Origin of the sequence: Scytonema sp. PRP1, from assembly GCF_036697665.2 — a bacterium.
Taxonomy (GTDB): domain Bacteria; phylum Cyanobacteriota; class Cyanobacteriia; order Cyanobacteriales; family Nostocaceae; genus Kalymmatonema; species Kalymmatonema gypsitolerans.
Map to the genome: position 1 here is coordinate 99,698 of NZ_JBAHYJ020000123.1, position 14,492 is coordinate 114,189.

Below are 14,492 nucleotides of genomic sequence, written 5' to 3' on the forward strand. Positions count from 1 at the left end.
CCTAACCCCCTAACCCCCTTCCCTGCAAGGGAAGGGGGAAGTCAAAGCCTCTCTCCTTGCAGGAGAGAGGTTTGGAGAGAGGTTTTCACGCCAAGGCATGAAGCGTTCCCAGTCGGCGGTTAGGGTTCCGACTTTTGGCTTCTGTACCGTCGGAAACTACAAGAATTTTGTTGTAGGGAAATAAGCTGGGGATGCCGTTTTTGTAAGTTTGTAATTGGTTGAATGCGCTTTTGATTGTGGCGTTTTCGGCGGTTGGGTTTTTGAGTTCAATGACTGCTAAGGGTAAGCCGTTGATAAAGACGACGACATCAGGACGGCGTTCTTTTTTATCTTCAATAAGAGTAAACTGATTAACGACTAGCCAGTCGTTGTTTGTGTAGTTGGTAAAGTCAATTAATTTAACTTGGTCATATACAATTCTTTCTGATGTCTGATACTCCACATCTACGCCATCGGTGAGGAGTTTGTGGAAGCGGCGGTTATTCTCAAATAAACTCGGTGTTTCGCTGTGGGTAAGTTTGCGGATAGCTTCTTCGATGGCGTCGGCGGGAATTTTAGGGTTAATTTTTTCTAGGGATGAACGCAGACGGTGAAACAGAACGACATCGGCGTAGGTTTCGCGTTCAGGGTTGGGAGTGTCGGGGCAATTTCTGAGGCTTGGAGGGTGGTGTAGCCTAGTTGTTCAAACCATTCTAGGGTTGCTTCTTCAACAATAAATTCATTCATTCATTGATATTTCTCTCTAAATTGTTGACAGTGCTTTCTAACCTCTTGAATCCAAGCTTCATACCAATACCAAGTAGTAGCAACTTTAACTCCAAATCCCTTGCCTGAATCTTTAGCTTCTTTGTCTTGCCATAATTTTGTATGCTCAGACATATTGAAACGTAAAAATCCTTCTTGTTGCATAATTTTTACAACATCTTTAGGTAAATATTTTGGGCGTTCTGTTTCTTTAATGACCGTATAAGTCTTATTGATATTTTCAGCTAATGGAGAATCTGCCTTAATAAATTCAATAACTTGGTCAGCCTGCCCCTTTCGATTTGCAGTTTTAGCTATAAATAGGACTCTATATGCAAATTGGGGACTGTTAAACTCATTTTCAGATAATTGACCATCAAAACCCTCAATAAACCTTTGAATGTGTTTCGGCATTCCTTCTGTTGCAGTGAGGGTTTCTGATTGATATTCAGTAATTGTGGAAAACTGAAGGCTAAGAGCTAGATATTTCTCAATCCCCTGATTTTCGCCAAAGAGTTTTTTGATATAGTGGTTAAAGTTTAAACAACAAGCTTGAAACCTAGCACTAAGATAGTCATCTATTCTGCTAGTCATTTGATGTTCAATTTCATGACGCAAACCTATTAAAAATCTCAAATTATTTGCAGTATCTCTGTCTATAGGGCTACAGGATTCATTAAGGCAGCGTTCTAATTCCCAGTATTTATAAGCTCCAGTTTTTGTTTTATCATAGCTCTTTCGCTTTCCTTGCTGTTTGCAATATCGATATTCAAGACGAATTTTTCGATAGTAGGCGTGTAAAAGATATGTCCAAGCAATACAAATAATTACTATAAATATTTCAGATTTAAAATAAATTTGTGGATTGTTAAAAATTTGAACAGCAGCTAATGCTGCTTCCCGTGACTTATAAACAAGTTCATCTGTAACCGACTTAATTCTTCTTACTCGTCGCTGTTTAGCCATCAAATTTTAGTCTCCAAAATTTTTCCAGCATTTTTCACTCGAATTTCACCTGATAGGAGTTTTGGAAGTATGGTGTCGCGGATCGTGGCGAGGGTGCGGGATTGTTCTAAATGGTCAGCGTAGGGTTGATTGGCGAGAATGTTGTAAACTTCACTAAAGGCATCGGAAATATATTTAAGAAAAATCAGCCCCAGGACGACCTGTTTAGACTCCGCCGCGTCCATGTGACCCCGCTGCTTATCCGCGGCTTGCCATAGGCTTTCTTCAAAGCCTAACTTAGCACCATTATTGTTTTTCTGATTGTTCTTGGTACGCGCCACTAACACTACTCCTCAAAGGTCGATAAAAGGGCGGACATCTTGCCCGCCCCTTGATAAAGATTTGTCTGTTGTCATCTGCCAACTAAATTTTTTTTAGCTGAAATTATATTATTCCACCGTTACAGACTTCGCCAAATTCCTTGGCTGATCCACGTCCAAACCGCGACGCGCCGCAATATGATAAGCCAGCAATTGCAGGGGAATTACTGTGAGAATAGGGGAAAGCAATTCATCTACTTTTGATACCGGGATAAGATCATTAAAGATTTCCGCTGCTTCCCCACTGTTAACTGGCGTGACACCAATTAACCGAGAATCGCGGGCTTTTGCCTCTTGGGCGTTAGAAATCACTTTTTCGTAGACACTTCCAGGCATGGCGATCGCCACCACTGGTACTTTTGCATCTAACAAAGCAATTGGTCCGTGCTTCATTTCTCCAGCGGGATATCCCTCTGCATGAATATAACTGATTTCCTTTAATTTCAACGCTCCTTCTAAGGCTATGGGGTAATTAATTCCCCTTCCCAAAAAGATGAAATCTTTGGTTTCTGCAAACTCATGAGCCAATTGCTCTATATAATGCTCTTGTCTTTCCAAAGTTGCTTCAATTTCACCAGGAATTTGCCGCAACCCGTTAATAATTTCCTGCAATCTTGTTGGCGGAATAGTCTGACGAAGATACGCTAAATCCAAAGCCAAGGCGTAAAATGCCATCAGTTGGGCAACAAAAGTTTTCGTCGCCGCCACCCCAATTTCAATTCCCGCCAGAGTATTGATAATATGAAATATCATTTGACCTAGGGTGCTTTCTGGGCGATTAGTAATTCCCAGTAGCCGCGCCTGATACTTAGGTTCTTTACCTTGGCGACGTTCTTTTTCCATCGCCAAAGCTGCTAGCGTATCGGCGGTTTCACCAGATTGAGTGACGCCAATCGTTAGCGTATTCGGTGTCAGGGGTGTTGGTGCATAACGAAATTCTGAAGCGTAATGCACTTGGGTAGGAATTCCCGCCAATTGTTCTAGTAAATATTTACCCACTATTGCTGCGTGCCAACTGGTACCACAGGCAATGATTTGAATTTGTTCTAAGTCATCGTAAATATCCGCCGATAAACCAAGCTTCACCGGAGAATTAGTAGAATCACTGTCATTCCAATCAGCATTGAAGTATGCATCTAAACAAGCTCGTACAACTCCCGGTTGCTCGTAGATTTCCTTGAGCATGAAGTGCTTGAATCCCTGCTTTTCCACCATTATGGGATTCAAGTTGAGCAAGCGGGGTTGTTTTTTTAACCTTTCACCAGCAAAGTTGTAAACCTCAACGCCCAAAGGTGTCAGGCGTGCAATTTCTCCATTGTCTAAGGGTAACACCGCACGGGTGTAAGAAATAATAGCTGGCGTGTCGGAAGCGCAGAAAAATTCCCCTTGCCCAAAACCAATGACTATCGGTGCTTGCTGTCGAACGACGATGAGTTCGTCGGGGTAGTCAGCACTGATCAGTGCGATCGCAAACGCTCCCCTAAGTTTCTTAACAGTATCACGAACAGCCTCAAGGAAGAGAGAGGGGGAAAAAGGAACAACAGAAGCGGGGGAGTGCTTGAAAAACTCAGCTATCAGGTGGGGAATAACTTCAACATCTGTATCTGAGCGAAACTGGTATCCTTTGTGTTTCAGTTCCTCGCGCAACTCACTGTAGTTTTCAATAATCCCATTTACAACCACTGCTATTCGCATAGCTGCATCCATATGTGGATGAGCATTGTACTCTTCTGGCTTACCATGAGTTGCCCAGCGAGTGTGACCAATACCAATTTGAGCGTGGGTTTCTACTTGTTCTAGCTTAGAACGCAGGTTGTGAAGTTTGCCTTTTGCCCGGACACAATTCACTTCTCCTTCCCATATCGTGGCGATTCCCGCTGAATCGTAGCCGCGATACTCCAGTTTTTCCAGCCCGGATAGCAAAATTTCTGTTGCCACTTGAGTGCCAATATAGCCAACAATCCCGCACATGGATCACACCACTCCGTTTATAGAATTAATAAACCCAGTATAGTTGCTAACACAAAGGTAGTATTTTGGCACAGAAGAACAACTTTGCCCTAACAACGAAAGTCCCCACTACACGAAGAAAGCCCGCACTAGCGGGCTAGGAGATGCAATATTGGAGAAGACTGCATGTCTGTTTTCTGACTCTTGAGTTCAGAGTTCTTTCTTGCTCAATGTTGCAATTTATTTCAAACTTTTACATTAAGGTAATAATTGTGCAGGCTGGACCTTACCCACCATTGTGATAAATGGTAGAAAATGCCCAGCCTGCAATCCTAAAAGCGCTTGCTATCGAGATAATTAACTGCGATCCGAAGGAAAAATTAGTAAGCCAGACCCATACTGCGAGTCGTTTCAGATCCCAAGTAAACCCGGATGCTTAAAAAGTCGGTAGGACAAGCCGTTTCACATCGCTTGCAGCCCACGCAGTCTTCTGTACGGGGTGAAGAGGCAATTTGTTGGGCTTTGCAGCCATCCCAAGGAACCATCTCCAGTACGTCAGTGGGGCATGCGCGGACACATTGTGTGCAGCCGATGCAGGTATCGTAGATTTTTACGGTATGAGACATTGAAAAAAATCTCCTTTCAGAGTATTCTTCTGGTGCGAAAGAATTATAATCAAGGCTTAGTTTACCGCAGTGGCTTATCGTCCGTAATTAAAAGGCTACATAACTTCAAACAATGTAATAAGCACCTTCAAATAACAGTAAAGCTTTTGAGGGCTTGCAAATACACTAGTTTGCATCTTTAGGGACTTTGTTTCTTAAAAAATATCCAATTTTGTGGGATGGGCATCTTGCCCGTCCTATAAACAGCAGAGAGAGAGAGCAGCCCTCCCAATGGTATTCCAAGCCAGAGACTGGCAACAAGGCAAACAGTGAGGAGGCGAAGCCTCCAAACCCTCGTTACCAGGTTCAACCTGGTAACGAGATATTAGAGCCTCTGGCTCTTGTTGGGTGCAAGATCTGAGCCTCCGACTTGCGGCGTACCGCAAGTGAAATATATATGAAAGAAACACATTTTCCTTAAATCTCTGAAAGCTTTACTACATATGGGTTTGAAAATGTGTTTCTTAGGAGCGCCCCACGGGTAGCGATTGCAACCCGTTATGAATGAAAGAAACAGTTCCTCGAAGAGATGGATGCAGGTACATTTATAAGTGTCCTGACAGTTAAAACCGAGCGTTGACTGGTGTGAAAAATGCCCGATTAGGAGCGTGGTTCTGGGTTTAATGGTTATGACATTGGTGAAGGAAAATTTTCCTATCCCGTTTGAGAGATTATTTGCACGTTACCGACCCAGGCAGGACATCTTTGATTAATTATAAGGGTTGCAGCTATGAAATTGCCACCAAATCAAAGCAACAATCAGTCTGTACTGTGTGAAAAAGCAGCATCACATTGGGAGCAAATTAACCACAATGCTGCAGGCATTGACCTAGGTGGTGGAGAACATTGGGTCTGTGTTCCCCCAGATAGAACAGAAAAAAATGTCCGTCGATTTGGATGTTTCACCCCTGATTTAATTGCCATGACTGATTGGTTAATTGAATGTCAAGTGACAACCGTAGCAATGGAAGCTACGGGTGTCTACTGGATTCCGGTTTTTCAAATTCTAGAAGCAAAGGGTTTAGAAGTCAGATTGGTAAATGCTCACCATGTCAAAACAGTGCCTGGGCGCAAAACCGATGTCAATGACTGTCAATGGTTACAGCAGTTACACACATACGGTTTACTGTCTGGTTCTTTTCGCCCAGAAGACGAAGTTTGTGTCCTACGCAGTTATATCCGCCAACGAGACAGCCTAATTAAAAGTGCTAGTACCCATGTGCAGCGGATGCAAAAAGCGCTGATCCAGATGAATTTACATTTGCATAAAGTCATTAGTGATATTACTGGTTTAACGGGAATGGCTATTATTAGGGCGATTGTAGGCGGTGAGCAAGACCCACAAGTTTTAGCTACTCTTAAAGACCCCCGTATTAAAAGCAGTACAACAGAGATTGCCAAAGCTTTAACGGGGGATTATCGTCCAGAACATCTGTTTGTTTTGAAACAAGAATTGACCCTTTATGAAGTTTACCAACAAGAAATTGCTGCCCTTGACTCGGAAATTGAGAAATGCTTAGGTAATTTTCAGCCCAAGACTTCAGATCAACTTCCAACAACTAAAAAAAAACGCAGAAAAAAATCAACTGCTAATCACCCTGATTTCGATTTACGTAAATATCTTTACCGTATGGCTGGTGTAGATTTTACTCTAATTGATGGTGTTGATGCTTTAACTGTGCAGACAATTTTGTCGGAAGTTGGATTAGATCCAAAACGATTTCCGACAGCCAAGCATTTTACTTCTTGGTTGGGTTTATGTCCTGGTCAAAAAATCACTGGTGGTAAGGTCAAAAGTTCTCAAACTCGTCCGGTGGTAAATCGCGCCGCCAATGCTTTTCGGATGGCTGCTTTCTCCTTAACTCATAGCAATTCTGCTTTAGGGGGTTTTTATCGGCGATTACGTGCGCGTTTGGGTGCCCCTAAAGCTATTACTGCTACCGCACACAAACTCGCACGCTTATTCTACTTGATGTGGACGACTAGTGGACAGTATGCTGATCCTGGTATTGAGGTCTACGAGCAACAGCATCGCCAGCGCATGGTGAAAAATCTCGAGAAAAAAGCGCTGTCGTTAGGCTTTGAACTTGTTGCTCAATCTCCAGCCACCGAATGTGTTTCTTGAACACATCGATTGCTAGCAAGCCCGGAGCCTTACACATCTAAGCTCCACATTTTTTTGTCATTTTTAATACATCAGATTGACACGGCGGTGTTTCTTGATTTTGCTCCACCGACGGCGATCGCACCTGGGGAATCAGGGTGGGATGTCTGACGGTGTGCGATCGCCTCCTTTGCCTTTTGTGATCGGCACGAAGTGCCCGTCAAGGCTGATTGCAACCAGGGAAAACATCCCACCCACACCATCTCTTACAACCCTTGCTATATAAGACTTTGATAATGTGTTTCTTGAGAGCAGGCGCACTGGCGGCACAAGCCACCCGCTACGAATGGAACAAACAAGTCAAATCCTCTTCCCTTCTGCCCTCTGCCCTCTGCCCTCTGCCTTGTTTCTTGAAAGTAACCGGACTTGATATAACCTTTGCTTTCACTGGGACAGTGTAGCAAGCTGCCGCAATACCAGTTGCCCATTTTTGAAAAATGCGTCCGTCCCGAATCTCAAAAAAAATTTTCCCATCACAACTGTCAGCGACTGCATAAACCCAGCAACTCCATCGGTATGAACGTTCAGAAGCGGTTGAAACACACAAACACCGCCACGCAAACTTTCAAATTTACCCTTATCACACTTTTACGAGGTATCGAAAAATGGACACCAAATTCATGCTGGATATGTGCAAACTGTCAAACTCCCAACAAAGCAAGCACATCACCATCTTAGGCGCAGGAGTTGCCGGTTTAGTCGCAGCTTACGAATTAGAACGCATGGGTCACACCGTAGATATCATGGAAGGCAGCCCCCGCGTTGGCGGTCGAGTTTGGACACACCGCTTCGGTAACGAACAAGATGCACCGTACGCAGAACTCGGCGCAATGCGTATCCCCAGTGACCACCAACATACACTGCATTATGTAAAAGAATTAGGACTAGCTGACAAACTCTGCAAATTTGTCACAGTCTTTGAAGAACAAAACGCTTTCATGAACATCGAAGGAAACGTCTTCCGCATGAAAGATGCACCCCGCCTTCTGCAAGAACGCAAAGGAATCTTTACTGACACACGTTACAGTGAAAGAACTCGGTTATTTGCTGCTTGGTTCAAGACAATTGTCAATACTATCTCTCCTGGAAATTTGCGCGAAAGTTTGGATGCTGACTTGAAATCTCACTTGATGGATGAGTTGGAACGGTTAGATTTAGAACCTTACTTCAGTGAAGATGGCGAAACGATTGATTTAAACTCATTTATCAAAGACCATCCAAGTTTCCGCGCTCGTTGCAGCAAAGGTCTGGATATGTTCCTGGGCGACATCATAGTAGAAACCAGCCACGATTTGTTGCAAATCAAAGGTGGAATGGATCAACTCATCCAACGTTTAGTAGCATCAATCAAAGCATCTATTAAGTGTAACCAACAAGTCGTCGCCCTGCGGGTGCGAGATGGTTATACAGAAATTGATTACTTATCGAATGGAGAAAAGCACACCCGTCGTTGCGAGTATGTATTATGTACCATTCCCTTCAGTGTATTACGCAAAATGGAGTTGAGAAGGATTTGATGAAAGAAAACTTGATTCTATCCACAACACTGTATATTGTCCAGCAACGAAGGTGGCATTTCACACTCAATCCGCTTTCTGGGAAAAACAAGGAATTAAGGGTGGTGCATCCTTCAGCGGTGAAGGCGTTCGCCAAAGCTACTATCCTTCTGTGAAGTTCAATCCCAACAGTGGTAGTGTAATGCTGGCTAGCTACACCATCGGTGATGATGCTGACAAAATGGGGAATATGCCTTCTGCTGAGCGTCACGACTACGTTAAGAACATTGTTAGCAAGGTTCACCCAGAACTTCAAACCAATGGTATGGTTGCTGATGTCGCTTCAATTGCTTGGGGTAACTACAAGTGGAGTGCTGGTGGCTGTACAGTTCATTGGAGTGATGATATGTCGGATGAATCCAACCACACCATTAGTTATTTGGAAGCTGCTAGACCTCAAAATACTTTGTTCTTCGCTGGCGAACATTGTTCTAAATATCCAGCATGGCTGCAAGGTTCAATTGAATCCACGCTTGAGGCAATATACGATATCGTATCTCACAAACACAGCACTGTTGCAGCGACAAAGTTCTCCTCTATCGGTACAGTCCATGCTAAGACTACACAAACAAATCAAAATCGTGAGTTGGTTCAAGTTGCTTAAAATTTTCTACTCGCCCCTCAGTATCATATATATATACAGAATATACAGACTTGAGGGGCATATTTAAAAACTTAATTTAAGAGTCAAAACACAAAAAATGCCAATTGGCAACTTTGTTGATAAATTTAAAAGATGGTTACAATATTTATTTCCTAATTTCTAGTTTTGAAATCTCCTAAAACAAACAAGTGCAATTTACACTTTTCGTACAAGTTTTTTTATTTTTTATAGGAGGTATCCGAGGTGTTCTGGATACCTTTTTTTGGTAACAGCATACCTGACTTTTCACGGTATCTGGAAAACCTGTCTCCAAACCTCTCTCCTTGTAGGAGAGAGGCTTTTACCTTATACCAATTCCCCATGAAGATACACTTAATATTAGAAAACGAACCGCCAAGAAGCCAAGAACGCCAAGGAGCAGAGAAATATTTATTAAGTGCAAGTTTATAGAAAATTGGTATTACCAGTAGTTTTGATAAGTTTTTCAAGGTTTGAGAAAGGCGATCGCCCCTTGGAATGCTGTACTTTGCGCAATAGCAAACAGAATAGTTTCACTTCGTCATCGGCTTTTGCGACACAAGTTTTCAAAGCTTTATCTAAGTCTTGTTGTTTTAGCTGAGTGTTGACTCCGCCAAGCACCGCCTCGGCTATTTTGACTGTCATCCACTCTCCCAACCAGGGTGCGATCGCTACCACCAATTCCAAGCTCATGTTTTTGCATACCTCGTTTTGAAATGTATTATGGCTTACTTGTAGGTAGTGCAGGGAAAGGCATCAGGGCTATTTTAAAAGTGTAAACTTATATTAAGAAGTACATAATCTTCTTGACTTTTGACTTCCCCGAAGGAGCTGACCCCACCCCTAACACTTCCACCACGGAAGGAAAGAAAAATACTCCCCCTCTCTGCTTGGCGGAGAGGGGGTTGGGGGGTGAGGTTCCAAGCGACTCCTAGAAAACCAGAGAAAACAATGGAGACTATATATAAATGTATACTTACGAAAAGCTCTTTTTTACAAAATATTAGCAAATCACTCACTCTAACATAAATTACGTGAGTTCGCACAAGCAGGTGCGCTACCATCCTATTAATGTAAATCACATTACAAAAGTTTATGGAACCAAATTCTTTACCAACCGAGGTAATTCTGACGAACTCGCGTCAGTCCCTCGGCAGTGTTCAACTTGATTGGACACCACAACCAGGAAATTACCTTGACCTTGAAGGGAAAACCTACGCAGTTTTAGAGCGCCGCCACCGCTATCAACTGAAGGCAGGGCGCTACCGTTTGCAAAACATTGCTTTATATGTACAATCTGCTACACGACCAAGTGAAAAAAGTCTTGTAGGAGGGCGCTGGGTGATCGGCGATGCCAGTTGCCGCTACAATGCTTGTTCAGAAATGATTCGTTGCGCGGTTAACCCAGATGGACCATGTCAGACTTGCCGCTACTACGAAAAAAGAAAGTCTGAACAATGAAGAATGAAGTCATTGGGTGTCATGAATTTTTTTCCTTTATCCTTCATACTTCATCCTTACTCAAACGCCTCTCCCACTGCTAAACGCGAACCATTAACAAAATCCCATCCCGACTGGGGACGTTTGCCAGCACTTTGAACTTCTCGCAATAGCAATAAACCTTCTCCAGTTTGGACAATTGCTCCCATCCCCTTAATGATGCTTACAACTTGCCCTGGGCTACCTGATAAGGTTGACAAATTAGGTATTTTATGAATGATTTCTTTGATTTCAGATAGTAGCTCATCACCGTAAGCATCATCAAGGGGAGCAGTGGCAGTGATTTTCAGCGGTTGGTTGCGAAAGCTGGCATTACAGTCTGGATAAAAGCCTCTGATTTGATTGTGTAATTGTATGGCACTCTTTGACCAATCCAATTGATAATCCTCTTTCTTAATCAAAGGCGCATAAGTCGCTTGAGAATTATCTTGAGGAATTGGCTTAATTTCTTGATGTTCTAGCTTCAACAAAGTTTCTACCAACAAATCTCCACCCACAACTGCTAGTTTCTCTGCCAAATGATGGGCATTATCTAGTAATTCTATCGGTGTAGTAGCCGTCAGGAGCATTGCACCAGTATCCATTCCTGCATCCATTAACATTGTCGTGATCCCAGTTTCAGCCTCGCCGTTATACAAACACCACTGAATGGGAGCGGCACCTCGATACTTTGGTAAAATTGAGCCATGCACATTAATGCAACCTAATTTAGGCATATCTAAAATTTCTTGAGAAAGAATTTGCCCGTAAGCAATGACGACAAACACATCTGCGTCTGATTCTTTGAGTTTCGTTAAAGTTTCAGCGTCTTTTTTCACTCGGTGAGGTTGCCATACAGGCAGATTAGCAGAGGTAGCGACGACTTTTACTGGTGAGGGTATCAGTTGATTTCCGCGTCCCCGACGTTTATCGGGCTGTGTAACAACTGCCAAGACATCAAATTCTGGATGATTCAGTAGTTTTTCCAGAGTCGGTACAGCAAAACTAGGAGTGCCAAAGAATACGATTTTCATCTTTTTCAATTTAATACAATACAGGAAGATTGTAAGGGTACAGCAATGCTATGCCCGTATCCGTGGTACACACTTGGAGGAACCAGAGCAATCCAGTGCTTGGGGAACCGCCCATACAAGTGTTCTCCTGGGCATCCTCTACAGTTCTTTTCTCACAAATTAAATAGGATAGCTAGAGTGACAAATTTGTTGCATTTTGGTGAAATAAAACGCTAGGTGGAGTTATAATGAACTCGCTGGAATTTTAGCCAGCATTAAGCGCATCTGCTTCAGCCAAGCTTAAGTGTTTGACGATGTCGGATGAACAGCCTCCGCTACTCTCTGTTGAAGCCGCACTTCCGGATTTATGCGTCTACGCATTTGATCTAGTTTCTGTATATTTCCCGGAACGGGTGCATTTGTAGCTGAGTTTCCAAACCAGTGGTGTGTTCCTGTATTTGTTGCAACTTGTTATGCAGTTGGTGCAGTTCAGCTTAGAATATTTTCCATTGACTAAATGTCACTGGTAATATTTGACTCGGCTCAGTTGCAAAGTTAGTTTGCAAATTTTTCTCGTAACGCCATAGTTGTACCGTTATCGGTATCTGTGCTGTGGTAGAAGCATTGCTTGCGTCTTATAGCAGTCATTGCAGTGATACAAGGAATATCCTTGTAACTATGCCTGCATTTTGGTGTGGTTGGGTATTAGTAGCGGCATTTTCTGTCACGTAGTTATTTCTATGTGAGGCTCAAATACCATACTCGTATCTTTTCCTAAAAGCCTGTAGCGACAATGCGTACTAAAGGATACCAATTTTTGTAAAAGTATGCGAAATTTAAGTAAATTGTTTCGTTAAAACTGGAGTTCCTTGTTATACATATAAAATAGCCTGCCCCATTGCTGTATAGGCACAGCTCCTCGCACAGCAACCGCCCTCTAGAGAGTCAACAAATGCTTAAACACCTTATGTTGTCTGGATGGTTCCGCGTGCAACCATTCCTTAAGTACTTTCTTTTTGTGATGTTGATTGCGCCCTTAGTGGCAGCATCAGCTCACACTAGTTCAGCAAAACAAACACAAGCAGCTAGAATGCCTTCTGTAGCAACAGAATCTGAGTCTGTGTCAAAGCAAACGGCTGGTGTTGACCAAACAAATTTGATTTCAGTATCAAAAGCAACGCAAATCAATTCCTCTACAAAAAAATCTGACTTTGTACCACTGTCCGTAGCTGCGGTTCCCCAATCTCAAATACAAACAGGTAAAATTAACGTCTGGGCTGTAGAAGAGGATGATTATGCCTCAGTCGAAATGCCTCATAATGATCCATTGGTAGCAGTTGAACTAGCGCCACCAATAAAAGAATCTAACTCAGCGTCAAACGAGGTGGCAGCTAGCCAACATGATTTAGTGCAGCGATTAAAAGCCTCTAAAGTTCAAGCGTTGGCAGTAAATAATGGCTCCGCATCAAGGGAAGTGCTTGCTGGTGCAACATTGGAAGCAGCTAAAATTGACTATCATAAAGAATCGCAACGAAAGCCAACAGCAGTAACGGTTGTAGAACAAGCACCCCAAGAAGCTGAAGCAGTACAGCAAGACCCAATCGGCAGCCCTCATGCTATTCCGTGGGTATGGATACAGGCGACTCAAGAGGCGATCGCTTCCAAAGCAGGTTCTGGAGTGCGTTATTACCGCAGCGTGCCTGTCATTTCTCCGGATGGTAGATACGCAATGTACAGCCGCGTGAAACTAGAAGTCAAACCACAAATGTACAACAGCCAGGTCACCAGCGTTCTGTTTGTAGAAGATAGGCAAACTAAGCGGTTACATGTGGTCACCTCAACTGCTCCGATGAATGATCCTTTGTTAAAAGTTCAGGTATCTTCGGCAAACAATGATGCACAAGGAACTATTGCGGTTTTAGTTCCGGTAAGCTGGTCACAAAAGGGCGATCGCTTTTTAGCACGCAAATTTGAAGGGGCAATGAATACTTCCGATGCCACAGATCATGCAGTAATTTGGGATCGCGAACAAAACCGTTCCCAGAGTGTGACTCCTTCACAAGAAGCAAACAAGCATGAAATTGCTGTATTGTTAGGCTGGAGTAAAACTCAGCCTGATCAAGTATTGTTCCGTGCTGGCGAATTAGGTGAAGAACAATGGCCCTTGCTAACAGTTGCCTATGATGGCAAGACTGTAGCTGCCACAAATGCAGATCAGGCTGTGACCTATGGTCAGATTAAGGAGGTTTGGGCTGGTCCACAAGTCGCTTACAGATAATTTCCATCCCTGATAGGGATTTATATATATCAGATCCTGCCAACATCAATAGAGTACTAGATTTAGTAACTCGAAGTCTGTTCAATAACGGAATGGACAGTTGCTTCAAGGTTAAGAACCTCCCCACAGCACTGTCCTCCACTTTGCAAAGGCGCAGGGAAACGCGGCACCAAGTGTCCTGGCGAATCAAAACCCAATACAGTTGGTGATAAGACCAAAGCCATTATCAGGATGGCAATGTAGAGACGTTGCATGCAACGTCTCTACACGTCTGGAATCTTCATCAACAATCCTTAACTGAACCCTATTGGCTGATAGCTAGAGCGGGAATTTTTTATGATAAACGGTTATTCATAAAACTATTTAGATTTGTCGCTACTGCCTACTTCAGGTGTATCTTCTTGAGTTTCTTTGACTCGACGGATGGGCAAATTAGCAATTAAAGCTGTCGTCCGTTGATTGCTTTCTAAGGTAAATTCTAAGCCATCTGTCTCAACTTCCACATAACGACACACAATTTCCAAGATTTCTTGGCGCATCTTTTCCACCATCTGAGGGCTTAAGTCAGCGCGATCATGGGCAATCACTAATTGCAGACGACGTTTGACTTGAGTGCGACTGTTGTCAGCACCGCGAAAAAAAATTCGTTCTAAAAGTTCAAGAATCATTGCAGATTGGTGGGAGGAGACGCGATGA

The 14,492-nt window shown here is 43.1% G+C and carries 13 protein-coding genes and 1 pseudogene; 4 read left to right on the forward strand and 10 right to left on the reverse strand.

Going from position 1 to position 14,492, the window contains the following annotated elements:
• Positions 1–85: 85 nt before the first annotated feature.
• The 5 genes from V5G28_RS32715 to psaC all read right to left on the reverse strand — a co-directional run bounded on the left by V5G28_RS32715 (position 86) and on the right by psaC (position 4,645).
• A complete protein-coding gene (locus V5G28_RS32715) occupies positions 86–598 on the reverse strand; it encodes a type I restriction endonuclease (RefSeq protein WP_336231523.1) in 513 nt (170 codons plus the stop codon).
• A 128-nt stretch (positions 599–726) separates the two neighbouring features.
• Positions 727–1,710 (reverse strand): DUF3644 domain-containing protein, encoded by a 984-nt coding sequence (locus V5G28_RS32720; protein WP_332991554.1) that lies wholly within the window; start codon positions 1,708–1,710, stop codon positions 727–729.
• On the reverse strand, positions 1,710–2,030 hold the full coding sequence (locus tag V5G28_RS32725) for a type I restriction-modification system subunit M N-terminal domain-containing protein (RefSeq protein WP_332991556.1): 321 nt from the start codon (positions 2,028–2,030) through the stop codon (positions 1,710–1,712). Before V5G28_RS32725 ends, V5G28_RS32720 begins: the two co-directional genes overlap by 1 nt.
• Positions 2,031–2,138: 108 nt before the next feature.
• Complete coding sequence (gene glmS, locus V5G28_RS32730) at positions 2,139–4,040, reverse strand: glutamine--fructose-6-phosphate transaminase (isomerizing) (RefSeq protein ID WP_332991558.1); 1,902 nt, start codon at positions 4,038–4,040, stop codon at positions 2,139–2,141.
• Between the two features lie 359 nt (positions 4,041–4,399).
• Entirely contained in the window at positions 4,400–4,645 is a 246-nt protein-coding gene (gene psaC / locus V5G28_RS32735; RefSeq protein WP_071838288.1) for a photosystem I iron-sulfur center protein PsaC, read from the reverse strand.
• A 769-nt stretch (positions 4,646–5,414) separates the two neighbouring features.
• On the opposite strand from psaC, the gene V5G28_RS32740 reads away from it, so the two are divergent.
• Positions 5,415–6,809, forward strand: a complete 1,395-nt coding sequence (locus V5G28_RS32740) for an IS110 family transposase (protein ID WP_332987132.1) — start codon at positions 5,415–5,417, stop codon at positions 6,807–6,809.
• A 71-nt stretch (positions 6,810–6,880) separates the two neighbouring features.
• Here the strand turns inward: V5G28_RS32740 and V5G28_RS32745 are convergent, their stop codons facing one another.
• Complete coding sequence (locus V5G28_RS32745; protein WP_336231310.1) at positions 6,881–7,012, reverse strand: hypothetical protein; 132 nt, start codon at positions 7,010–7,012, stop codon at positions 6,881–6,883.
• A gap of 441 nt (positions 7,013–7,453) precedes the next feature.
• On the opposite strand from V5G28_RS32745, the pseudogene V5G28_RS32750 reads away from it, so the two are divergent.
• Positions 7,454–9,008 (forward strand): annotated as a pseudogene (locus tag V5G28_RS32750) (flavin monoamine oxidase family protein).
• A gap of 444 nt (positions 9,009–9,452) precedes the next feature.
• On the opposite strand, the gene V5G28_RS32755 reads toward V5G28_RS32750, so the two are convergent.
• Positions 9,453–9,719: a hypothetical protein gene (locus tag V5G28_RS32755; protein ID WP_332991560.1), complete on the reverse strand. Its 267-nt coding sequence runs from the start codon at positions 9,717–9,719 to the stop codon at positions 9,453–9,455.
• Between the two features lie 402 nt (positions 9,720–10,121).
• Between V5G28_RS32755 and V5G28_RS32760 the strand changes: the two genes are divergently transcribed.
• Positions 10,122–10,487: a DUF6464 family protein gene (locus V5G28_RS32760; RefSeq protein ID WP_332991562.1), complete on the forward strand. Its 366-nt coding sequence runs from the start codon at positions 10,122–10,124 to the stop codon at positions 10,485–10,487.
• A gap of 56 nt (positions 10,488–10,543) precedes the next feature.
• Here V5G28_RS32760 and fmt read toward each other — a convergent pair whose 3' ends face one another.
• On the reverse strand, positions 10,544–11,539 hold the full coding sequence (gene fmt / locus V5G28_RS32765) for a methionyl-tRNA formyltransferase (protein ID WP_332991564.1): 996 nt from the start codon (positions 11,537–11,539) through the stop codon (positions 10,544–10,546).
• A gap of 931 nt (positions 11,540–12,470) precedes the next feature.
• Between fmt and V5G28_RS32770 the strand changes: the two genes are divergently transcribed.
• A complete protein-coding gene (locus tag V5G28_RS32770; RefSeq protein ID WP_332991566.1) occupies positions 12,471–13,796 on the forward strand; it encodes a hypothetical protein in 1,326 nt (441 codons plus the stop codon).
• A 62-nt stretch (positions 13,797–13,858) separates the two neighbouring features.
• Here the strand turns inward: V5G28_RS32770 and V5G28_RS32775 are convergent, their stop codons facing one another.
• Both V5G28_RS32775 and minE read right to left on the reverse strand, forming a co-directional pair.
• A complete protein-coding gene (locus tag V5G28_RS32775; RefSeq protein ID WP_332991568.1) occupies positions 13,859–14,050 on the reverse strand; it encodes a hypothetical protein in 192 nt (63 codons plus the stop codon).
• A gap of 105 nt (positions 14,051–14,155) precedes the next feature.
• A complete protein-coding gene (gene minE, locus V5G28_RS32780; protein ID WP_096565136.1) occupies positions 14,156–14,464 on the reverse strand; it encodes a cell division topological specificity factor MinE in 309 nt (102 codons plus the stop codon).
• Positions 14,465–14,492 lie beyond the last annotated feature (28 nt).

Excerpts from the sequence above, each read along its gene's own strand:
- V5G28_RS32740 (WP_332987132.1), top strand. The coding sequence starts at position 5,415 with ATGAAATTGCCACCAAATCAAAGCAACAATCAGTCTGTACTGTGTGAA.
- glmS (WP_332991558.1), bottom strand. The coding sequence starts at position 4,040 with ATGTGCGGGATTGTTGGCTATATTGGCACTCAAGTGGCAACAGAAATT.
- V5G28_RS32755 (WP_332991560.1), bottom strand. The coding sequence starts at position 9,719 with ATGAGCTTGGAATTGGTGGTAGCGATCGCACCCTGGTTGGGAGAGTGG.
- V5G28_RS32760 (WP_332991562.1), top strand. The coding sequence starts at position 10,122 with ATGGAACCAAATTCTTTACCAACCGAGGTAATTCTGACGAACTCGCGT.
- fmt (WP_332991564.1), bottom strand. The coding sequence starts at position 11,539 with ATGAAAATCGTATTCTTTGGCACTCCTAGTTTTGCTGTACCGACTCTG.
- psaC (WP_071838288.1), bottom strand. The coding sequence starts at position 4,645 with ATGTCTCATACCGTAAAAATCTACGATACCTGCATCGGCTGCACACAA.
- V5G28_RS32720 (WP_332991554.1), bottom strand. The coding sequence starts at position 1,710 with ATGGCTAAACAGCGACGAGTAAGAAGAATTAAGTCGGTTACAGATGAA.
- V5G28_RS32770 (WP_332991566.1), top strand. The coding sequence starts at position 12,471 with ATGCTTAAACACCTTATGTTGTCTGGATGGTTCCGCGTGCAACCATTC.
- minE (WP_096565136.1), bottom strand. The coding sequence starts at position 14,464 with ATGATTCTTGAACTTTTAGAACGAATTTTTTTTCGCGGTGCTGACAAC.
- V5G28_RS32775 (WP_332991568.1), bottom strand. The coding sequence starts at position 14,050 with ATGCAACGTCTCTACATTGCCATCCTGATAATGGCTTTGGTCTTATCA.